Raw genomic sequence first — 22,332 nt, 5'->3', positions numbered from 1 at the left:
GCAAGTTAGCATATTTGTGTGTTTCAGAGTAAAACTCCACGTTTGTTACGTAATCCCTTCGATTTATTCGGACTCATGAAAAATAACTTGAGATTGGCCTGTCTCGTGACCGTATCTCTCATCGGTTTGTCCGGTTGTCATGTCAACCCGGCAGATTTGCACGCCACCAATGTGACTGATTCAGTCATTGCGGGTAAGTTGCACAGTTTTGCCCAGTCGACAACCAGGCCTCAACATGAATTGCCCGCTACGATTTTTTATGTTGGCGCACACCCTGATGATATTGAGTTGTTCATGGGGATTCAGGTTTTGCAGGATTTTGTGCAACAGCCCAACGCCAAGAAAGTCTTTATTGTGACGACGGCCGGTGATGCGGGTCTGGGGGTTGGTAATGGTGATTCGGACCGCCCTTACTGGATTTCGCGACGGCTGGGGCATGAGCGTGCGGTTCTGTTCATGGTGAGCATGACTGGTATCAATGCTCCTTCTCTCAAAATAGATACGCAACTAGTCGGTAAACGACAGCTCGAGAGACGGACCTTTGGTCCAAACATTGTCATGTACGATCTGAATTTGCCGGATGGCGGCAAGCAGGGAACCGGATTTGCGCTGACTGGCCACCAAAGCCTGACTAACCTCATGAATGGCTCCGCCGCATTCATCGAAGCCATTGATCGCAGTAACCGGTACACGCTTGAAGAACTTCAAGCTACGCTCGGTGATATCGTATCCATTGAGTCCAAAGGCGCTAGCTGGGTTAGGCTCAATCTTAGCGAAGACAGAGATTTTTGGAACCCTGGAGATCATCCAGATCACATCTCAACTTCACTCCTGTTACAACAAGTGGCCCATCCGGCCGAGCCGGTGTGCTTTCAGCAAATTCGTTTTGCGACTTACGCCAACACCACCAAAGAGCAAAATGTCACCAATGACGAGTTGATGGTTCACGCAGCCACGTGGGGAGCGATCAATATTGGTCGTGCAGAGGGGCATCAACGCACAACCTGGGGAGCGGCGCACAATGCTTGGTTGGGTAAGATATACCCAACGGCAACGACCAGTAGCGGAACAGCTTGCGTACCCTGATTGGCCTGCTCGCACTCACCATGATTTAAACTCACTCTTTTATAGTTTTTCACTCCAACACAACACCCTGTCTAAGGCGACTTCAGTGGCAACTTTTCAATATCCCGGCGTTCGTTTTTTACACTCCCCTGGCCCAACGTTTGTTCCCAAGGCGGTTCTTGATGCGATGTCAAACCAACCCATGGATACATCGGACCCTCGTGGAGAAGAAGCTATTCAGGTCTGTGAGCAGGGTATCAGGGCATTGTTGAACGCTAAAAGCGCAGATGTCTTCTTATATGGTGCCAACGGCCATGGTGCGTGGGAAGCCGCAAACGTCAATATCGCTGGGCCTGGCCAGTCAGTGCTAGTGATTGGTACTGGCCATTTTTCAGAGTCCTGGGCTGTGATGGCAGAGGGCGTCGGGATCAACGTCGTTCGCACACCCTACAGGGTGGGCTACACCATGGATATTGACGCGATCGAACACGCCCTGAAGGCGGATACGAACCATGAAATTGTCGCCGTTTTTGCTGTGCACACCGATACGGCGAGTTCAACGACAAATGATATTGCGCTGGTTCGGCAGGTGCTGGATGCGACCAAACACCCGGCTTTACTGGTTGTGGATGTTGTCGCTTCTTTCATGACGACACCTTTTTCAATGGATGCGGTTGGTGCTAATGTCGTCGTCGGCGCAACACAGAAGGGTTTGATGACGGCACCTGGCCTGGCGTTCTGTGCGGTCGATGAGCGGGCCCTGAAGGTATCACAGGCCAATCCTATGCCAAGGTTCTACTGGGACTGGGTTAAGCGCAAAAGCACGCAGGGTTACGGAAAGTTTTGCGGGACGCCTCCTCAGAATTTAATTCTTGGTCTAGAAGCGTCTCTGAGTCTCATCGATCAAGAAGGCCCTGACAACGTATTTGTCAGGCATCGTCGTCTTTCAAAAGCTGTGCAGGCTGCCGTATCGTGTTGGTCGCAGGCCGGCACGATGGATTTTGTCTGTAAAGTGCCCGAGGCAAGGTCGGCGGCAGTGACTGCAATTCAGGTGTCGCCGGATATTGACCCCGAAGCAATCCGGAAAATAGCGCGTAGCGAGTTTAATGTGGCATTGGCTGGCGGTTTGGGTCCATTCGCAGGCAAGGTTTTTCGCATAGGTCATTTAGGCAGCCTGAATGAGCCCATGATTCTGGGCTGTCTGGCTGGAGTTGAAGCCACCTTTCACCGCATGGGAATCAAGTTCACCGCTGGTGGCGTCAACGCGGCAATTGAGGCGTTGTCTTGATACCTGGTGCCTCTTTGTTTTATCCTACGCAGTGGCGAGGCGCATTGACGTGGCGCTGAGAGCAACCATCTACAAAGCGAATTTGCACGTTGCTAATCAAGATCTGCATCACTACGCCAGCCATGCGGTTGTGTTGGCGAAACATCCCTCAGAGACCACCGAGCGCATGATGGTGCGCTTGGTCGCTTTTGCCTTGAATGCGTCTGAGGATCTGGTTTTTACTAAAGGATTGAGCGAAGTCGATGAGCCGGATCTTTGGCTAAAAGATCTCACCGGTTCTATTCAGCTCTGGATTGACGTGGGGCAACCCGACGAGAGGCGTATCTTGAAGGCGTGTGGGCGAGCCAACCAGGTCAAGGTGTATTGCTATGCCAGGCAGGTCGCAAAATTATGGTGGGAACCAATAGCCAACAAGCTTGGGCGGGCAAGAAACTTGACGATTATTGCTTTACCTTCAGAACAAACCAAGGCCCTGGATGCCTTGGTCGCTTCGAGCATGGACATCAACGTCAATGTGCAGGACGGACAGATACTGGTGTCAAGCAATAAAGGGGATGTGACGATCGATCCCGTATTTTTGCGCCCTGAATCTTAAGCAAGCTTAAACCGCTATCTCGCTTTAATCGACGATTTTTGCGGCATTGCGCAATTGTTGCGCGTATTCCATACGCATCTTCTGAGCCCACTCATTGGCGAGTTGATTTTTGCTGTCCTCAAAAGCGGGTGCTTTGAAAGGGCGTTTGTCTTCAACTCGAACGATATTCCAGCCAGCTGGGGTTTGTATGGGGCTCGCGGCCACCCCGCCTTTAGGCAGGTTGACAATGACATTTCCAATCGCCGGGATGATTTGAGTCGATACGACCCAATCCAGAGCGCCACTCGTCTGTTTGCTGGCGTCGATTGATTTTTCTTTCGCGAGAGCAGGAAACACATCACTCTTAGACTTGTTGATTTGACTCAACAAACTTTTTGCCTCCGCTTCGGTTGCAACCGTAATTAATCTCAGCTTGTACTGCTGCGCATCTGTCAGTTCTTTCACTTGTCGATCGTAGAAGCTGCGCAAATCGGACTCGGTTGCTGGGTGTTTATTCAGATAATCGATGACGGCAAGATCGATGAGAAAATTTTGCTTTAACTGGGCAAACTGCTGTTGCGCAGTAGGTGTTTTGTCCAGGTTGAGTCTGGTAGCCTCTTGAGCAACCACTTCACGACCGATTAGTTCGTTCTTTATCGCCTGACGCAACTCTGGTGAGTCTTTCTGCCCTTGTCTGACGCTCGCTTGTACGCTCTGATCAAGTAATGACTGGGGTATTGCAGTGCCATTGACTGTGGCAATTACACCGCTGGGCAGGTCATTGTCAGCTTTCACCATGCCGCTGGCAAACGTGGCCGCGAAGATCAATAAAATACTCAGAGTTTGATAGATACGAGTCATAAAAACCTATATAAAACAGAATGTTAGCTTTTTTAGTGCCTTGCTATTTTAGAGTCAAATCCAGTTTCTTACATGACAGCAGACTTACCGCCGTCAAGATTAATGCTGCTGCCAGAGACATAGCTGGCGGCTTCCGAAGCCAAAAAAGCAACGACATTCGCGACTTCGTCGGCTCGACCCACACGACCCAGAGGAATATCGGCTGTCAATTTATCGTATAACTGCTCGACCGCGATCCCCAACTTTGCGGCCTTGCGCTCGTGTTGTCCCGCCTCGATTAAGCCGATGCATACTGAATTTACAAGGATATTGTTGGGTGCGAACTCTCTTGACAGGGCCTTGGTCATTGCCAGACCAGCGGCACGTGTGACCGTTGTTGGCATGGATTTAGCAGCTGGCTGCTTGGCACCGATATTGGTTACATTAATGATACGACCCCAGTGGTGTTGCTTCATATGGGGGATAGCGAGACGTGAAAGGCGGATGGCCGCAAACAGTTTCAGATCAAAATCCGCCTGCCATCCTTCGTCTGTAATGGATTCGAATTCGCCCGTTGCGGAGGTTCCGGCGTTGTTGACCAGAATATCAATTCGTCCATAGGTGGCGATTGTTTCACTGATCAGACGCTCGCAGTCAGCTTCTTTGCTGACATCGGCTTGAATGGCTGTGACTGTTCCGCCCGTTGAGCGTATTTCAGTGGCCACCTGGTCCAGCAAGTCCTTACCGCGCGCGGCAATCACGACCTGAGCGCCCTCAGCGGCAAGTTTGATCGCACAGGCCTTGCCAATTCCCTGTGTACCGCCGGTGACTAAGGCAACTCGGCCTTCAATATGCAGATTCATCGTTTTCTCCCAGTATCGTTGTTTTAGTTAGTCTGATCCTGATGGATGATCGCACTGTCTGAGCGAACTCATCTAAAACAGGGTAAAACCCTAATGTAGATTAAAAAATACTGTCGCAACGAGATGCATGCACAAATCTTGTGTCATCTTAATATTTGAATGAACGAGTGATATATGTCGGATTCCTTAGTTTTACAGAAGTCCATTAATTTGATTGAGACCCTGGTCGCGTTTGACACGACCAGTCGTGAGTCCAATCTCGGCTTGATTGAGTTTGTGCGAGACCATTTGAAGCACCTGGGCGTCGACGCCCGCTTATCCTATGACGCTGAGCGACGTAAGGCCAATCTGTTTGCCACCATTGGGCGTCCTGATGTCGCCGGGATTGTGCTTTGTGGTCACACTGACGTGGTGCCAGTCGATGGTCAGGCCTGGGATACCGATCCGTTTAAAGCGCATATTGCTGATGGCAAGATCTTTGGTCGTGGTGCAGTGGATATGAAGGGCTTTATCGCCGCTACACTCGCGATGACGCCTGCCTATTTGGCGTCAACGCTGAAGCAACCGATGCACATCGGACTAACCTACGACGAAGAAGTAGGATGCATCGGGGTGCAGACCCTGATCAAGGATTTGAAATCCGCCAATATTCAACCTGCAGGCTGTTTCGTGGGTGAACCCACCATGATGCAGGTGATGACAGGTCATAAAGGGATGCGCGTCACACGCTGCAAAGTGCGTGGTCTGGAGGCACACTCGTCAATGGCACCTGAAGCGGTGAATGCAATCGAGTACGCCGCAAAATTGATCGGTGAGATTCACAGCTTATCAGAACAACTGCGTGCTGAAGGCCCATTCGATCACGACTTTAAAACCCCGCACACGACCCTTCAGACAGGTTTGATTCACGGGGGGGCTGCACCCAACATTGTCGCGAAAGATTGCGAGTTTGTTTTTGACTGCCGTGCTTTGCCAGGTGCTAATTCGGATGAGTTGATTGGCAAAATTCAGGCGCACGCTGAAAAATTAAAAACTGAGATGCGCAAGATCTATGAGCAATCTGACATTACCTTTGAAACCATTGCTAATGCGGCTCCGCTCGACACGCCAGCGGATGCGAAGATCTCATACTTGGGGACTGCGCTTGCCCGCAATAATTTGCTCGGCCGTGTGTCGTTCGCGACTGACGGAGGCTGGCTGCAAAATGCAGGGATCCCCTGTGTGGTGGTCGGGCCGGGAGATATTGCGGTTGCGCACAAGCCAAACGAGTACATTGAAATCAGTCAGCTTGAACAATGCCTGGGCTTTCTAGACCGCTTGCGCGTGCGTATGACTGAAGAGATTTTGTTATGACAAGGACTCAATCTGCTCCTCTGGCGAAACTGTTCGAGCAGAATGAGCGCTGGGCACGTGCCGTGACAGAAAATGATCCAGAGTATTTTCAGCGGTTGGTGAACCAACAGAATCCAGAATACCTCTGGATCGGGTGCTCTGATTCTCGAGTGCCTGCGAATCAGATTGTTGGTTTGGCGCCAGGTGAAGTATTCGTTCATCGCAATATTGCCAATATGGTGGTTCACACTGATTTCAACGTCTTGTCAGTCCTGCAGTTCGCCATCGACCAGTTGCACGTGAAGCACATTATGGTGGTCGGGCATTATGGTTGTTCGGGTGTCAATGCAGCCCTGCGCAACCTGCGGGTTGGTTTGGCAGATAACTGGATCCGTCATATCAAGGATGTGCATGAGAAGCACCAGCACAGTCTGGATTGTTTGAATAACGAGCAGGAGAAATTCGATCGTTTATGCGAACTCAATGTGATGGAGCAGGTCTTTAACGTCTGTCAGACGACCAGCGTTCAAGATGCCTGGGCTCGCAACCAATCTTTAACCGTGCACGGCTGTGTTTACGGATTGAAGGATGGCTTGCTGACCGATCTGGACATGAACATTTCAAATCTTGAAGAAATGCGGGAGCGGCAAAAGGTATTAGCTGAGAGCTAAACGCTTGGATCAATCAGGCCCGCCTACAGCTACTCGCCCTTCGCATAATGCTTTAACGCACCTTCGAAGCGCTCAACCGATTGAGCGCCTTCAACGAGATATTTATCGTTGAAGATCACGGCAGGTACTGCGCTGATACCCGCTGTTGCATAAAAATTCTCGGCCGTTCTTACTTGCTCAGCAAACTCATCTGTTGCGAGAATCTGCTTTGCTCGCTCAGGGTCAAGCCTGGCTCGTTCGACCGCGTCAAGCAAGTTTTTGTGTTCATCAAGGCTCACCGCGAGAGTGAAGTATGTTGCCAATAACTCTTTCTTCAAACGATGCTGCGCATCAGCGTCGTCACTGATGGTTCCAGCCCATTGCAAGAGTCGGTGAGCATTGAAGGTGTTGTAAACCCGCTTTCTACCTTTAGGATGAAAGGCAAAGCCAACTGCCGCGCCACTTGCGAAGATTCGTACTTGGTTTTTTTCTAATTGTTCAGGCGAATAGCCATACTTGCCATGTAGATGCTCAGCAACATCCTGACCACCGACTGGCATATGGGGATTTAGCTCAAACGGATGAAAATGAAGATCAACCTTCACATCGCTGCCAATATTTGCGATGGCCTTTTCGAGACTTGCCAAGCCAACGGCACACCAAGGGCAGGCAACATCTGAAACAAAATCAATTTTGACGGTTTGGCTCATGCTGGCCTCTGTTTTAATGGAACTGGCGATTAGGGTTGTCTCTGCGTTAGCATACCCGAAACAATATGATGGGTGGAGGATTCAAATGCCAAGTCGGAGACAATTTATTCAAGCAGTCGCCCTAGCAGGGGCAGCATCGCGCGGTGGCCCTTCGTTGTCCGCTGGGCATTCGGCAGTGATCAGTCCAGAGATGAAGTCCCTGAGTCAGTACATGACTGAAGCCTCATCACAATTATTGCCTCGCGAGGTGATTGAACAGGCCAAATTTCATATTATTGATACGCTCGCGGCCATGGTTTCGGGGTCTCAGTTGGCACCTGGTGTCGCCGCGCTGAGCTATGTCAAAACCAGAGCCGGTCAGGGGTCGCTCGGCTTAAGGACGGTGATCGGCTCGTCTATGCAAGCAAGCGCAATAGAAGCGGCCCTCGTCAATGGGGTCATGGCACATTCTGATGAAACCGACGATTCACACAATCGCTCGCGTACACACCCAGGTTGCGCAGTCGTGCCTGCTGCGCTTGCTGCAGGCCAGGAGTTCGCGATTGATGGCACTCAATTTTTGCGAGCAGTGACGCTGGGCTACGACATTGGCACACGAGTTGTGATGGCGATGGGTGGTCCCAAGTTTAGTTACGAAAGCCATAAGAGTTCTCATGCAATCGGTGGCGTATTTGGTGCTGCGGCAGCTGCTGCCTCAACGGCTCAGTTATCTGCACAGCAGATGCGCTGGGTACTGGATTACACCTGTCAGCAATCGTCTGGGATCGCGGTCTGGCGTCGCGACACCGATCACATCGAAAAAGCCTTCACCTTCGCGGGTATGCCCGCCAGCAATGGGGTTCGCTCAGCACTTCTGGTTCAAAACGGTTGGACCGGTGTCGACGACGTGTTCAGTGGCGTTGATAATTTCTTTGATGCTTATGCACCTGCTGCAGATAAAACTAAGCTTGTTGAGCAATTAGGACAACGCTTCGAGATCACGCAGACTGATATCAAGAAGTGGACAGTGGGCTCACCCGTACAAGGCCCACTCGACGCCATGCAAAATATTATGAGCAAACAGGCCTTTTCGGCTGATCAAGTTAAATCTGTGGTGGTTCGTTTAGGCCCGGACGCCGCGGCTGTCGTTGATAATCGAGAGATTCCCGATATCTGTTTGCAGTACCTGGCAGCGGTGATGTTGCTTGATAAGACCGTCTCGTTCAAAGCGGCCCATGATGTCGCGCGGATGAAAGACCCCAAAATATTGGAAGCGCGGCGGAAAATTAACTTAATCAAGGACGATGCACTGACGTCGTTCTTACCGGTACGAGTTGCTATTGTTGAGGTTGAGTTGTCTGATGGACAAAGGTGGGTAGAACGGGTCGATGCTGTGCGCGGAACACCTCGCAATCCCATGACAAAAGCCGAAGTCATCGACAAGTGTGCAGATCTGATGCAGCACGTATTAGGTAAACAGAAAACTCACCAGTTGATAGATACGATTTTTTCAATCGAACAGGTCTCAGACCTTCGCAGTTTGGGATCCATGCTGAGGACAGGAGCATCAAGATGAACGAAGTGACGACCTTATTTGAAACCAAGTTCGTGAATACTGATTTATTAAGCGTCGAATATCGTGAATGGAACCCAAGCGGTAACAGAACCGTTGTGCTTGTTCATGGCTGGCCAGACTCAGTGCGTTGCTGGGATACCGTTGTCCCGAGTTTGATCGCTGCGGGCTATAGAGTTTTAGCGCCATCACTGCGAGGCTTTGGCGGCACACGGTTTTTATCGGCTGAGACGCCGCGCAGTGGACAGCTCTCTGTTCTGGGTATCGATTTGTTAGGATTGATCGATGCCTTGGGCTTGATCAAACCTGTGCTGGCAGGGCATGATTGGGGTGCACGCTCGGTCGCGAACGCCTGTGGCTTGCGACCTGGTGTGGCGTCGCATTTGGTGATGATGTCGGTGGGCTATGGCACGAACTCAGCGGATCAATCCTTGTCGTATCTGCAAATTCGTAATTATTGGTATCACTGGTTTATGGCTACCCCGCGTGGCGAACGAGCCGTCAGAGAGGATAGGAAAAACTTCACTCGACAAATGTGGGATACCTGGTCTCCACCTGGCTGGTTTACTGAAGAAGAGTTTGATGAAACAGTGAAGGCGTTTGATAATCCGGATTGGGCTGATATTGTCTTACATTCATATAGACAACGCTGGGGGCATGCCTCCGCTTATCCAGATTACGCTGGGTTTGATGCCAAGTTAAATCCCGCACCGGTGCTGGACGTACCGATGCTGGCCATTCACGGCGCTGCTGATTATTGCAATCACCCTGACGGGTCTCTAGGTAAGGAGAAATTCTTCAAACAAGGATATCAGCGGGTCTTGATTGACGGGGTAGGGCATTTCCCCCAGCGTGAAGCGGGGGAGCGTGTGGGGCTTGAGATGGTGAAGTTCTGCGCTGAGTGACGATCGCGAACTATGCAGTGGACCAGCGTCCGCTGGAGCATAAAACGCGGATCACAGTTATCTACTCAAGTGCCATTTCAAGGACCCGAGCGACGTGCAAGGCGTCCACACTTGCACCATCATGGATTTGATGACGGCAACTGGTGCCATCCGCGATGACCAGCGCGTTGGCGCTTCGTTTACGCACTGCAGGCAGTAAAGACAGTTCGGCCATCGCTCTCGACGCTTGGTAGTGTTCAGCCTCATACCCAAAACTACCCGCCATCCCGCAGCACGATGATTCAATCGTGTCGACGGTTAATTCGGGTATCCACGTAAGGACTTTTTGTACCGGTGTTAGCGCATCGAAAGCTTTCTGATGGCAATGACCGTGCAGAAGACCTTGGCTGTGGGCTGCGATCGGCTTGAACTTCAAGTTGAGGTGACCTGCCTTGTCTTCTCGCACAAGAAACTCTTCAAACAAGAACGCCATGTTTGCTAAATTATTCGCTTCATCGCCATAGCCATATTGCAAAAACTCGTCGCGTAGTGATAACAAGCAAGAGGGCTCCAGACCGACGATCGCAATACCTCTATCCACAAAAGGCTTGAAGGTGTCGAGCAGGCGGCGAGCTTCTTTTTTTGCGTCATCCACTAAGCCAGCGGCTAAAAAGGTTCTACCGCAACAGATAGGTCTTTCGTCTTGGGGCATGGGCAGGTGGACATGATAGCCAGCCGCTTGCAACACGCGCAGCGCGGCTTGGGCGTTTTCAGGCTCAAAATGATTGTTGAAGGTATCAACGAAAAGAACCACTTCGCGCTGACCAACGGAAGGCGTTGAGGGCTGAATGACAGAAGAAAGAAATGACGGTTTGAACACAGGTAGCGAGCGCTCAGTGGACAAACCCAACCAGCGTTTAATCAGAGGAGAAACAACTGGTAATTTCTCGGCGAAGTTAAGTAGCCCCGAGAAGCGCGATGCCAAATTTGCGTAATGGGGCAAATAGGCGACCATTCTGTCTCGCAGACTAATGCCGTGTTTATCTGCCCAGGCAGCGCGGGCCTCGATTTTCATCTTGGCCATGTCGACCCCTGTGGGGCAGTCGCGTTTACAGCCCTTGCATGAGACGCATAAATCAAGGGTATCTTTGACGATTGGATCAGCAAGCCCTTCGCTACCCAGTTGCCCTGATAAGGCTAACCTCAAGGTGTTCGCGCGGCCGCGCGTGACGTGTTGTTCGTCATGGGTGATTCGATAGCTTGGGCACATGGTGCCAGCATCAAATTTCCTGCAATGACCATTGTTATTGCACATCTCAATGGCTTTGGCCAAACCGTGGCTGAGATCGCCTCCTGTGCCAGGCGCTGTTTCAAGCCCTGTCAAGGCATTGCGTTTGACATCCCAGTGAGACCAGTCGAGTTTGGGTTTTAGTGCTAATTCTTGATAGCCAGGCGGAAATCTGAAGTTGCTTGCATCGTCCATTTTGGGTGGACGAACGATCTTATCTGGATTGAAGCGATTGTTGGGATCGAAGAGCGCTTTGATGTCAGTAAAGGCTTGATTGATCTTTGGACCATATTGCCACGACACCCATTCACCGCGGCATAAGCCGTCACCGTGCTCGCCTGAATAAGCGCCTTTGTATTCTCTGACGAGTGCGGAGGCTTCTTCTGCAATCGCCCGCATTTTTATTGCTCCATCCCGTCGCATATCGAGGATGGGCCGCACATGCAGCGTGCCCACGCTCGCATGGGCATACCACGTCCCCTCAGTACCGTTACGATGAAACACTTCAGTCAAGCGGCTGGTGTAATCCGCAAGATGCTCAAGCGGCACCGCGCAATCTTCGATGAAAGAGACAGGCTTGCCATCACCCTTCATACTCATCATGATGTTGAGTCCCGCTTTTCTGACGTCCCAGAGCGCTTTTTGGGCGGCAGCTTCGGGGATGGCTACGACAGAGTCTGGCAATCCCAGATCACCCATCAACTCGATCAGTTTGTCCAGCAAAGCAATCTGCTCATCCTTGCTCTCGCCAGCGAATTCGACAAGCAGGATGGCCTCAGGTGCGCCTGTTAAGGCCTTGTCAATCACCGGCCTGAAAGCGGGATTGCTACGCGCGAGATCGATCATGGTGCGATCGACGAGTTCAACTGCACAGGGCTTTAGCTTGACGATGTGTTGCGTCATTGCCATGGCTTGATAAAAGGTCGGAAAATTCACGACGCCAAGCGCTTTATGTTTGGGCAGCGGGGCAAGCTTTAACTTGATCTGCCGGCTGAACGCCAAGGTGCCCTCAGAGCCAACCAATAAGTGCGAGAGGTTGGCGTAGCCATCGTCTGTGTAGTTCAGTGGGTTCTGACAATCGAACAGATCGATGTTGTAGCCTGCGACACGTCGCAAAACTTTTGGCATCCGCTCGCGGATCTCTTGCGCTTCACGCTCAGCGATCGACTGTATGCTTTTGAGCAAACTCATCAAACGTGGATCGGTGATGTCGTGCTTCAACGAACCAAAGTAGGCCTCATTGCCATCAGCCAAAATCGCGTCAATACCCAAGACGTTGTGAACCATGTTGCCATATTCGATCGAGCGCGAGCCGCAGGAATTGTTGCCCGTCATCCCGCCTATCGTGCATTGCGCAGCGGTTGATACATCAACGGGAAACCACAAACCATGAGGTTTTAACCACGCATTCAAGTGATCAAGCACAACACCTGGTTCGACTGTGACAGTTTTCGCAGCGGCGTCAAAGTCAACGATCTGATTGAGGTACTTGCTGGTGTCGATCACCAAGGCTTGTCCCACTGTTTGACCGCACTGGCTCGTGCCCGCACCGCGCGCGAGTAAAGGGGTTTTTTCGACCCGCGCGATATCGAGCACAGCGCGTAAATCATCCTGATCTCTGGGGATCACCACCCCGATAGGCTGTATTTGATAGATGGACGCATCGGTTGAGTATCGGCCGCGGCTGGCGAGGTCAAATTTCACCTCACCCCGGACTGCTTCCCGCAAGCGTTTGGCCAGCGGGGTATCGGACTGAGTCCCGCTTGATTTCGGACTGAACGTTAACGGCTTAGCAATCAGGGGCAAGGTGGCGTGAGGCATGCTTCGAAGTCAGGTATTAAAGTAGTTTTACAGTAACGGGAGCAAAACCGGGGATTTTCCCGATCGCTAAACCAAGATGCTCGACAAGATAGACGCCGGTATAAGATCCAGTGGTGATGATGGTGTCTGGCGTCAAAGTCAGGCCACGACTTGTGCAATGATTAACCACCCAGGGCAGCGTACGACGGGGATCTCCCGAGGGATTGACAACCGGCGCTTTAAGGACGCTTTCACCGTTGAATTCAAAGCTTAAAGCAGGCGCGATAAAGTTGTAGTCTGCTTGATAGGGAATCGACTCACCAACGATTAGCGCGCCATGGCTTTGCAGGTCAGCCAATTGACTCATGGGGTCTTCATTTGGCCATTTAGCCAGGCGACTCGAAACGATTTCAATAGTCGGGCACATCGTGCCGATACTTTGTAAAACGGTTGCATCGTCGTAAGGTGTGGAAGAGGGATCGAAGCTGCGATTGAATCGAAAGGCGATTTCAAGTTCAAGCGCGAGCGGGGTAAAACCTTTTCGAGAAAGTTCTGCACCGGTTTTATAAATACCACTCAGGGGCAGGGGCGCGCCGGTGATGGGCGCCGTGGGTGTTTTGCCACCAGCCTTCCAGCCGCCGATCTGCGCATGCATTAATCGCATCGTCTCATGCTGCACTTCAAATGCAGCCTCAGGATGGGTGGGCACCATTTCTGCCGGAATCGAATCCAGTCTCATGTGATGTTCGCGGGCGTAGTGAAGACGTGCGCTTAATGTGTGCAGATTGGTGTGCATGTTGTTCCTCTTATATTTTTAAGCTAACAAACCGCCAGGATATTCGCAAAGATAATTCATGGCTGCAGGCAAGCCGCTGCCTGCTAGTTTTATCCCGGCCAATTGCATGCCCATTTCGCATCCAGCAAGCGTCGCCATCAACGTGAGGTCATTGCAATCTCCGAGATGCCCAATCCGGAACATCTTTCCTTTTACTTTACCTAAGCCAGTGCCCAACGACAAATCAAAACGTTCATAGATGATTTTTCTGACGACGTCTGCATCAATCCCCTCAGGCATCACGATGCCAGTGAGCACTGGGCTATAGACCGCAGTATCCGCACATTGAATTTCAAGACCCCATGCGCGAACGGCTCTGCGACAGGCTTCTGCTAAACGATTATGTCTGGCGAAGACCTTATCCATCCCTTCTTCTAGCAACATGTCGAGGCATTCGGCCAACGCATAAAGAAGGTTTGTATTAGGGGTGCTTGGCCAGTAACCAGTTTTATTGACGTCAATGATTTCCTTCCAACCCCAGTAACTTTTTGGAAGTCTGGCATGCTCACTCGCCGCTACTGCTTTAGGCGACACCGCGTTGAAACTGATACCGGGAGGCAACATCAAGCCCTTCTGAGAGCCTGAGATGGATACATCCACGCCCCACTCATCGTGACGGTAGTCAGCGCAGGCAAGCCCTGATATGGTGTCCACCATCAATAAAGCGGGGTGTTTGGCAGCATCAATCGCTTTGCGAACGGCAAGGATATCCGAGGTCACCCCAGTCGAGGTCTCGTTGTGCACCACACAAACGGCTTTGATTTTGTGCTCAGTATCTTCTCGCAAGCGCGCTTCAATCATGCCAGGTTGCACGCCGTTGCGCCAACCTTGCCCGTCTGGCATGGCAAGGAACTCTGATTTCAGGCCGAGATTGTCTGCGAGTTTTTTCCAAAGCGTCGCAAAGTGGCCGGTTTCGAACATGATCACATGGTCCCCAGCGCTGAGCGTGTTGACCAAGGCGGCTTCCCAAGCACCGGTGCCTGACGCAGGATAGATGATGACGGGTTGCTCAGTTTTGAAGATTTTTTTGATATCGCTAAGCACCTTGAATCCCAGCTTCGCGAACTCGGGACCGCGATGATCGATCGTGGGGTAGCTCATCGCACGTAAAACGCGATCCGGTGAGGGACTAGGGCCTGGAATCTGCAAAAAATGCCGGCCTGCGGGATGCTGGTCTAATTTGATCAAAGGGTATCTCCCGATGTGATGTTGTTCTGATTGAAAGCCAATGTACCAGACTGCGCCTTTTGCCCCAACCAATATCAATAATCGTCTGCTTGGCTTAGTACTTCTGCTATCGTTAGAGTCTGTAACTTATCGAAGCGTTGAGAGGCTCTTTTGCTGATTTCCAGGGCATTCACCATCCTGATGATTTATCGGGTCGCTATTACGGTCAGCTACCAGATATTCACCGTGGCGGTTGGCTGGCACATCTTTGAGCTGACTCAGGATGTCATGGCGCTCGGTCTGATAGGCCTCGCTGAAGTCATCCCCTATTTTTGTTGCGCTTTATTTGCCGGTCACGCGGTTGATGTTTTGCCTAAAAAGAAGATTGCACTGTTCGGTTGTGCTGTCTACGCGCTGATGGGTGCAGTGATGTTGTGGGTGGCAACGGGCGATTTTCAACAGAACTGGCTCAAGCCCGCTTGGTTAATGTATTTTTCAATTGGTCTAGCTGGGATTGCCCGGGCTGTTGTCAGGCCAATCTATCAAGTCTTGTTTGCACAGGCGCTTGAGCGGTCTCAATATTCGCGTGGGACTGCTGTCGGGACTTCAGTCTTTCAAATGGCACAAATCGGCGGACCAGCCTTTGGCGGTGTGTTGATTGCCTGGTCTGGTCTCGTCAGCGCTTATCTGTCGGTTGTCGTGTTTGCTTTGATCGGTGTCATGGCATTGTTAGCCTTTCGCTATCAAGAGGAAGTCTCCAAACCCAGCGCGGATTCCATTTGGGTCAGCATTGTTGAGGGCTTAAAGTTTGTCTTTGGTCGACAAGTCATGCTGGCGGCCATGGCACTCGACATGTTTGCGGTTTTGTTTGGTGGTGCGGTATCGATGTTGCCGGCCTATGTTTCAGAGATTCTGTCTGGGCATCCTGAAGCGTTGGGTCTGCTGCGCGCCGCACCTGCTGTCGGGTCAACCTTGGTCGGTTTATGGCTGGCGCGGCGACCACTCGATCAGTATGCCGGTCGATGGCTACTCGCGGCAGTTGCTGGGTTCGGGCTCAGCGCAATTGGTTTTGGTGTGTCAACGACCTTCGTCATGGCAGCGTTGAGTTTGCTCTTCATGGGCGTGTTTGACGGGATTTCGGTAATTATCCGAAGCACCATTATGCAGTTGCTCACCCCGGATAATATGCGAGGCCGAGTCTCTGCCATTAACGGTATTTTCATCGGCTCGTCAAATGAGATTGGCGCCCTTGAATCGGGCATCGCAGCGAGTTGGCTCGGCTTAAGCACGTCGATTGTTTTTGGCGGTGTCGTGACACTGCTGGTCGTGATGGCGAGTTGGTTTTTGGCACCTAAACTGCGCTACCTGAATATGCGGGATTTACAGAGTGACGCAGCGCGGTAAATCTACTGCCCTGCCTCCGGTTTGCCAAAGGTCTGTTCTTCTGTGAAGGGCTTGGGTGGCGCTGGTGTTTTAAACCCTTCCCAGCCACCACCGAGCGCCTTGACCAAGTTGACATTTGCGACGAACTGTCCGCCGTGAATCTGCCACTTTGTTCTTAGCGCAGCTAACTGATTCTGCTGGATCAACGCCAGCTGAAATGCATTATCCAGGCCTTCTTGATACCGGATGCTGCTGATCTTATAAGCTTTGTTCAGATTATCCACAGCGGCATCTTGTTTGACGCGAGCAGCGTCGAGTTGTTGTAAGGTGCCCATGGCATCCTGAGTCTCTTGGATGCCAGTCAGGATGGTTTGCCGATAGGTGCCCAGCGTCGCCTGATAACCGGCTTTGCTAAAGTTGTAGTTGGCGAGAATGGCTCCGCCATCGAAAATGGTTTGAGTAGCTGATAAGCCAATCGACCAAATGAGTGAAGGCACAGACAGAAGATTGCTAAGCGCTGTTGATTGATAGCCGTAGTTGGTTGGTGAAAGCGTCAGTGACGGATAGAAAGCGGCCTGCGCAACGCCGATCTGGGCATTGGCTGCCGCCATCGCTCGTTCGGCTGAAGCGATGTCGGGTCGGCGCTCAAGCAACTTCGAAGGTATACCTGCCGGGAACTTGGGCATCGTGTCGGGCAAGTGCCCTTGGGGTATCGTCAGGCTACTCGCTGGCACGCCGATCAGGGTCGCAATTAAATCAACCTGAATATTGCGGGTACCCCGCAGAATGTCGATCTGGGCACCGCTGGACTCGACTAACGCCTCTTGTATGGCCAAGTCCGAGCGGTTGAGAGCGCCTGCTTCATAGCGCTTTTGATAGAGCGCAGCGAGTTTTTTCTGCAGATCAAGCAGAATGCCCATGACTCGCAATTCTTCATCATTTTGGCGCATCAGCAAATAAGCCGATGCAAGCTGCGCGGTCACCAATAGTTTAACGTTTGCGGTATCTGCTATCGCCTGCTCTGAGGTATATTTTGCGGCTTCAACGTTACGACGGATCTGGCCGAGCCAGTCAATTTGATAGGACAATGTCAGCGCAGGCTGAAAATTATTTTGTATCGTGCTGTACTGCACTGAATCGTAACTCGATGTTGATCTGTCCGCCGAGTAGGCGATCCTCGCTGCTTGGGCTCCTAAGGCCAGACTAGGATATAGCGCGGCGGTTTTTGCATCGACCTGAGCCATTGACTGATCCAGTCGAGCAAGCGCTACTTTCAGGGTTTGATTCTGAGCCAGTGCTTTCTCTTCAAGGTCGTTCAACAAAGGATCATTGAAGGCTTTCCACCAATCCCCTTTGGGCATCGCGTCATTGGGTGTCGCTGGTTTCCACAAATCAGCGCGAACGCCTGGCAGCGTCTTCCAGTTATCAGGTAGCTGGGTCAGTGGACGTTCATAATCAGGACCGATGGCCGTGCAACCAGTCAAGGCTAAAGCAATCAGACTCAGCGCTAACTTACGTTTCATTTGCTAGGCTTCGCCTTAGAAGGTGGCGGGGTTTCAATAACCACTTGTTGACCAAGCGCGATGGAGTCAGGCGGATTGATGATCACTTGATCGTCTTTGCTGACCCCTGTCCTCACTTGAACTAACGCGCCGTAATCAACACCGAGCTTAACGTCTTTGCGGATGACTTTGTTATCTTGAACGATTGCGACCTGAGGCCCTGTAGGCGTGAATAGCAGGGCGTTAGTCGGCAGGACTAGAACATTACCAGGGGTCAGATTCATAACCACTTCGACATAAGTGCCTGGCATGAGCTGCCTGCTATCGTTGGCTACTTCTATCTCAACTTGCAGCGTTCGGGTGCTGGTATCGATGGCGCCAGCTGTGCGCGCTACGCGTCCTTTAATCGGTGTATCAGGCGCATTCGACTTAAACAGGTCGATTGAATCCCCAACTTTAATGTCACCAGCTCTGTCTTGTGGCAAAAATACATACATATGCAGTTTGTCTATACGAGCCATTGAGAAGAGCGGCAGTGAGGCATTCCCACCGTTACCTGCATTGACCAGATCGCCTTGATTGACGTTACGCCTGGTCACGATGCCGTCAAAAGGCGCGACAACCTGAGCGAAGCCAACTTGTTCTTTTAAGCGTTTCAGGACAGCTTCGGTCTGGCGGTAGACGCCTGTTTTTTCATCCAACTCTTGTTGCGAGACGGCATCTTGTTCGCGCAGCTTGGTCCAGCGAGTGTAGGCGGTCCGGGCCAGGTTGTAGTTGGCCTGGGCTTCCTCGACCTGCTTTTCGACTTCAGGGATATCCAGTACAGCAAGGGACTCGCCTTGCTTAACGGGTTCGCCGATATCCTTAAACCATTTACTGACATAACCGTTTGCACGTGCATAGATCTGGGCTTCAGAGATGCCCTGAAGCGTTCCGGGTAATTTGAGCTTTAGAAACTCAGGCCCAAGCTTTGCCGCGGATTCGGGTCGCGTGATTCGCACATGCAGGATGCTGTTTGCTTGTGAACGCGCTGCGAGCACCTCTTTGAAAGCTACTCGATCAAGTAATGTTTTGCCCAGTGCGAGGCACATGAGCAAAAGAATGATGAATAGTGCGAAATTAGCCTTGGCTATCACACCTTTTTTCTTTCGGCTCTGTGCACGACCACGTTTGGGCGGACGAGCTGAACTTTTTGGCGCTTGTTGCGTATCGGTCATGTCAGAGCATTCCTCTTTGCAGCTCGTTGCTCAGTCCAGCGATGCAGGGATCCAAACAATACTGGTACAAAAAACAGAGTTGAAACTGTTGCGAATAAAAGACCACCAATCACGGCCCGACCGAGCGGTGCATTTTGTTCAGAGCCTTCGCCAAGCCCCAAGGCCATGGGTATCATCCCGAGAATCATCGCCAGCGCTGTCATTAAAACAGGGCGCAAACGGGTAGCACCAGCATCCAGCGCAGCCGTCATGGCTGTGGCGCCTTCTTCGATCCGTTGTCGTGCGAAAGAGATAACGAGAATACTGTTGGCGGTTGCAACACCCATGGTCATGATGGCCCCAGTTAGTGCGGGGACGCTCAGATTGGTTTTAGTCAGGATCAGCATCCAGGCAATACCAGCCAGGGCAGCGAACAGCCCAGCGATGATAATGAACGGGTCAAGCCAGGACTGAAAGTTCACTACGATCAGCAAATAGACCAGAACAATCGCGCCAACCAGACCAATGCCCAGACCGATGTATGAGCTCAGCATCGTATCAACTTGGCCACGTAAATTAATTCTGCTGCCGCGCGGAAGCTCTGGCTTGGCGTCATCGATGATTTGTTGAATCTCAGTCGCGACAGCCGCCAAGTCGCGGCCGCGTACATTCGCGTAAATATCAATTGAGGGAGATATATTGAAGCGCGTCAGAATGCCGAACTCAGTCCCTGGTTCGGCTTTGACTAAGTTACCTAAAATCTGATTGGGACGCGCAGTGGCTGCTGAACCCGTCGCTGCAGCAGCGGCGCTGGCGGCGTTTGAAGTGCCCACTGGCAATCTCAGTAAATCGTCGAGTGATTCAAGTTTGACCTCTGGCGCCCGTGTCTGGACGCTGTAACTGATATTGTTGAACGGATTCAACCAGAAGTTAGGCGAGGTTTGCGCACTGCCTGATAGCGGCAACAGCAAGTTTTGTGCGACATCGGCAGGATTGAGTCCTATGCCTTGAAGTCTTGCCCTATCCATTGTGAGTTTGATCGTGGGTGCATCGAGCCTTTGATGAACGTGGACATCAGCAGCCCCTTGGATGGCGGCAATCTTGACGTTTAATTTACCCGCCAAGATTTGATTGGCCGCATAATTCGGCCCAAGAATTTGTACATCGATCGCGGCTGGTAAACCAAAATTCAAAATCTGAGTAACGATATCAGCCGGTTGAAAAAAGAATTCAATGCCTGGAAAGTTTTTTCTTAGTTCTGGCAATAAGGCTTCAATGTATTCTTCGGTCGGTTTGTGCTCACTTCTTAAGGAAATCAGGATATCGCCATCAAGCGAGCCGATAGTCCCCGAGTTGCTGTACGATAAATTGATGCCGCTGTTTGGTACACCCAGGTTATCCAGAATCGTATCCAGTTCATGTTCTGGTATGACAGTCCGGATAACTTTTTCAACTGCATCGGCGATTTCTGCGGTTTTTTCGATGCGAGTGCCAGTAGGGGCCCGCATATGCAGCTTGATTTGCCCAGTGTCAACGGCGGGGAACAAATCTCGCCCAAGCAAGCCATAAATACCCAAAGATAAAACGCAAAACGTCAAAAAACCGAACATGAAAGTTTTGCGCTTGACCAGAATGGCGCTGAGCAATAGCACGTACGCGCGTCGCATGTTCTCGAAGCGATGATTAAAACCGTGATGAACAGCCTCAATCCAGCGCGACACGAGGCCAGGTGTTTCTAGTGGGCCGAGCATCATCAAGGCAAGCGTGGGCACTAAGGTTCTTGACAAGATATACGACGCGATCATCGCGAAAATCACCGCTTCAGCTAGCGGTACAAACAGATATTTGGCGACCCCACCTAAAAAGAACATTGGCACAAAAACGATACAGATACACATCGTGGATACAAAGGCGGGTACGGCGATTTCGCCAGCGCCATCCAGAATCGCCGGATAGAGGCGTTTGCCCATATGAATATGTCGCTCGATATTCTCGATCGTCACGGTCGCATCGTCAACCAGAATGCCTACTGCCAAGGATAGTCCGCCCAATGTCATCACATTGATCGTCTCGCCGAGCATGTGCAACACAATCAGAGAGGTAAAAATTGATAACGGAATCGATACAGCAATAATTGCTGTTGTTCGCCAGTTACCTAAAAATAGCAACAGCATTAAGGCGGTCAAACCCGCAGCGATCAACGCCTCATGAATGACGCTCATGATGGCGGCGTTAACGAAGATGGATTGATCAAACAGAAGCTTGAGTTCAACACCCTCTGGCAAGAGTGTCGCCAGAAGAGGCAGCTTCGCCTTGATTTGGGCCACGACATCAAGGGTAGAGGCACCGCCATTTTTGAGTGCTGACAGCAAGAGCGCGCGCTCGCCATTTTGCCGAACGATATTGGTTTGAGGCGAGTAACCATCGCGCACGTGAGCGACTTCGCGTAAATATGTCGTCGCCCCATTAACCGTGCGCACGGGTATTGAATTCAAGCCATCAAGACTGTTGGGCGAGGAGTTGATCGCGACGTTGTACTCAATGTCACCGATCTTGGCTGCACCAGAGGGAAGAATCAGATTTTGCGTGTTGATCGCGTTGATGACATCCGATGAGGTCATGCCTTTCGCCAGCAAGGCTTGCGGATCTAAGTCCACCGATACCACACGGGGTTTGCCACCGTAAGGGAAGGGCAAGGCAACGCCGGGTATGGTGATGAGTTGCGGGCGAACGATATTCAGGGCCGCATCAAAGAGCTCTTTTTCAGAAATCGTCGTACTTGACATCCCGAGCTGCACCACCGGGATACTCGATGCGGTGTACTTAATGATCAGTGGGGGCACGGTGCCAGGTGGGAGTCCGCGCAACACTGCTTGAGAAACCGAAACAACCTGAGCGATCGCCGTTGCGATGTTCACACGAGGTTGAAAAAAGATCTTGATGATAGAGATGCCTGACAGCGACTGAGATTCGAGATGCTCAATGTCGTTGACCGTCGTGGTCATGGTTCTTTCATGGTTTTGGGTAATGCGATTACCCATCTGCTCGGCTGACAGCCCGTTGTAAGTCCAGATGACACTGATCACGGGGATGTCGATGTCGGGCAACGCGTCCACCGGGGTGCGCATGAGAGACAGGGGCGTCGCGATCAGGATGAGAATCGCCATCACGATGAACGTATACGGTCTATCTAGTGCAGTCCTGACAATCCACATACTTGGGCAACCTGACCTTAATCCAAATGAGCGTCCACTTACTGAGACGTTTTTCAGCAAGCAAAAAGCATACCGAGTATAAATGTTGGGCGAACCGTCGTGACATTTGTCAGACGGGTCTTTAGCGATTTAAGTTACAAAATTGTGTTTTCTGTCACATATTTGCAGGAAGCTGCAAACAAACTCAT

17 protein-coding genes are annotated in these 22,332 nt (G+C 51.4%); 8 read left to right on the top strand and 9 right to left on the bottom strand.

The window, feature by feature from the left end:
• The first annotated feature begins 75 nt into the window (after positions 1-75).
• From BCM14_RS05570 to BCM14_RS05560, 3 genes are all read left to right on the top strand, one after another.
• Complete coding sequence (locus BCM14_RS05570) at positions 76-1,086, top strand: PIG-L family deacetylase (RefSeq protein WP_106226950.1); 1,011 nt, start codon at positions 76-78, stop codon at positions 1,084-1,086.
• An 85-nt stretch (positions 1,087-1,171) separates the two neighbouring features.
• Positions 1,172-2,353 (top strand): pyridoxal-phosphate-dependent aminotransferase family protein, encoded by a 1,182-nt coding sequence (locus BCM14_RS05565; RefSeq protein ID WP_259673434.1) that lies wholly within the window; start codon positions 1,172-1,174, stop codon positions 2,351-2,353.
• A 49-nt stretch (positions 2,354-2,402) separates the two neighbouring features.
• The gene (locus BCM14_RS05560) at positions 2,403-2,948 is read left to right on the top strand and encodes a YaeQ family protein (RefSeq protein ID WP_106227068.1); all 546 of its coding nucleotides are present in this window, start codon (positions 2,403-2,405) and stop codon (positions 2,946-2,948) included.
• 24 nt (positions 2,949-2,972) lie between these two features.
• Here the strand turns inward: BCM14_RS05560 and BCM14_RS05555 are convergent, their stop codons facing one another.
• Positions 2,973-3,788 (bottom strand): peptidylprolyl isomerase, encoded by an 816-nt coding sequence (locus BCM14_RS05555; protein WP_106226948.1) that lies wholly within the window; start codon positions 3,786-3,788, stop codon positions 2,973-2,975.
• Positions 3,789-3,856: 68 nt separating this feature from the next.
• A complete protein-coding gene (locus tag BCM14_RS05550; RefSeq protein WP_106226947.1) occupies positions 3,857-4,630 on the bottom strand; it encodes an SDR family NAD(P)-dependent oxidoreductase in 774 nt (257 codons plus the stop codon).
• 174 nt (positions 4,631-4,804) lie between these two features.
• Here BCM14_RS05550 and argE point away from each other — a divergent pair, with 174 nt between their 5' ends.
• Positions 4,805-5,983, top strand: a complete 1,179-nt coding sequence (argE, locus tag BCM14_RS05545) for an acetylornithine deacetylase (protein WP_106226946.1) — start codon at positions 4,805-4,807, stop codon at positions 5,981-5,983.
• Entirely contained in the window at positions 5,980-6,633 is a 654-nt protein-coding gene (gene can / locus BCM14_RS05540) for a carbonate dehydratase (protein ID WP_106226945.1), read from the top strand. Before argE ends, can begins: the two co-directional genes overlap by 4 nt.
• A 29-nt stretch (positions 6,634-6,662) precedes the next feature.
• Here the strand turns inward: can and BCM14_RS05535 are convergent, their stop codons facing one another.
• On the bottom strand, positions 6,663-7,322 hold the full coding sequence (locus BCM14_RS05535) for a DsbA family oxidoreductase (RefSeq protein ID WP_106226944.1): 660 nt from the start codon (positions 7,320-7,322) through the stop codon (positions 6,663-6,665).
• 85 nt (positions 7,323-7,407) lie between these two features.
• Here BCM14_RS05535 and BCM14_RS05530 point away from each other — a divergent pair, with 85 nt between their 5' ends.
• Both BCM14_RS05530 and BCM14_RS05525 read left to right on the top strand, forming a co-directional pair.
• A complete protein-coding gene (locus BCM14_RS05530) occupies positions 7,408-8,877 on the top strand; it encodes an MmgE/PrpD family protein (RefSeq protein ID WP_106227067.1) in 1,470 nt (489 codons plus the stop codon).
• On the top strand, positions 8,874-9,779 hold the full coding sequence (locus BCM14_RS05525) for an alpha/beta fold hydrolase (RefSeq protein WP_106226943.1): 906 nt from the start codon (positions 8,874-8,876) through the stop codon (positions 9,777-9,779). The genes BCM14_RS05530 and BCM14_RS05525 overlap by 4 nt, the downstream gene beginning before the upstream one ends.
• A gap of 61 nt (positions 9,780-9,840) precedes the next feature.
• On the opposite strand, the gene BCM14_RS05520 is transcribed toward BCM14_RS05525, so the two are convergent.
• Genes BCM14_RS05520 through BCM14_RS05510 form a run of 3 tightly spaced genes read right to left on the bottom strand, consistent with a single transcriptional unit; the run spans position 9,841 to position 14,869 of the window.
• The gene (locus BCM14_RS05520; protein WP_106226942.1) at positions 9,841-12,867 is read right to left on the bottom strand and encodes an FAD-binding and (Fe-S)-binding domain-containing protein; all 3,027 of its coding nucleotides are present in this window, start codon (positions 12,865-12,867) and stop codon (positions 9,841-9,843) included.
• Positions 12,868-12,883: 16 nt separating this feature from the next.
• Positions 12,884-13,642 (bottom strand): fumarylacetoacetate hydrolase family protein, encoded by a 759-nt coding sequence (locus tag BCM14_RS05515; RefSeq protein WP_106226941.1) that lies wholly within the window; start codon positions 13,640-13,642, stop codon positions 12,884-12,886.
• Between the two features lie 18 nt (positions 13,643-13,660).
• Positions 13,661-14,869 carry a pyridoxal-phosphate-dependent aminotransferase family protein gene (locus tag BCM14_RS05510; RefSeq protein WP_106227066.1) on the bottom strand — a complete coding sequence of 403 codons (1,209 nt, stop codon included), beginning with the start codon at positions 14,867-14,869 and terminating at the stop codon, positions 13,661-13,663.
• 150 nt (positions 14,870-15,019) lie between these two features.
• On the opposite strand from BCM14_RS05510, the gene BCM14_RS05505 reads away from it, so the two are divergent.
• Entirely contained in the window at positions 15,020-16,252 is a 1,233-nt protein-coding gene (locus tag BCM14_RS05505; RefSeq protein ID WP_259673433.1) for an MFS transporter, read from the top strand.
• Between the two features lie 2 nt (positions 16,253-16,254).
• On the opposite strand, the gene BCM14_RS05500 is transcribed toward BCM14_RS05505, so the two are convergent.
• Genes BCM14_RS05500 through BCM14_RS05490 form a run of 3 tightly spaced genes read right to left on the bottom strand, consistent with a single transcriptional unit; the run spans position 16,255 to position 22,144 of the window.
• Positions 16,255-17,754 carry an efflux transporter outer membrane subunit gene (locus BCM14_RS05500; RefSeq protein ID WP_106226939.1) on the bottom strand — a complete coding sequence of 500 codons (1,500 nt, stop codon included), beginning with the start codon at positions 17,752-17,754 and terminating at the stop codon, positions 16,255-16,257.
• On the bottom strand, positions 17,751-18,950 hold the full coding sequence (locus BCM14_RS05495) for an efflux RND transporter periplasmic adaptor subunit (RefSeq protein WP_106226938.1): 1,200 nt from the start codon (positions 18,948-18,950) through the stop codon (positions 17,751-17,753). The genes BCM14_RS05500 and BCM14_RS05495 overlap by 4 nt, the downstream gene beginning before the upstream one ends.
• Positions 18,947-22,144 (bottom strand): efflux RND transporter permease subunit, encoded by a 3,198-nt coding sequence (locus BCM14_RS05490; RefSeq protein ID WP_106226937.1) that lies wholly within the window; start codon positions 22,142-22,144, stop codon positions 18,947-18,949. The genes BCM14_RS05495 and BCM14_RS05490 overlap by 4 nt, the downstream gene beginning before the upstream one ends.
• Positions 22,145-22,332 lie beyond the last annotated feature (188 nt).

Source organism: Jezberella montanilacus (assembly GCF_003003055.1).
Lineage (GTDB): Bacteria > Pseudomonadota > Gammaproteobacteria > Burkholderiales > Burkholderiaceae_B > Zwartia > Zwartia montanilacus.
This window is presented reverse-complemented; position numbering and strand designations above follow the sequence as displayed.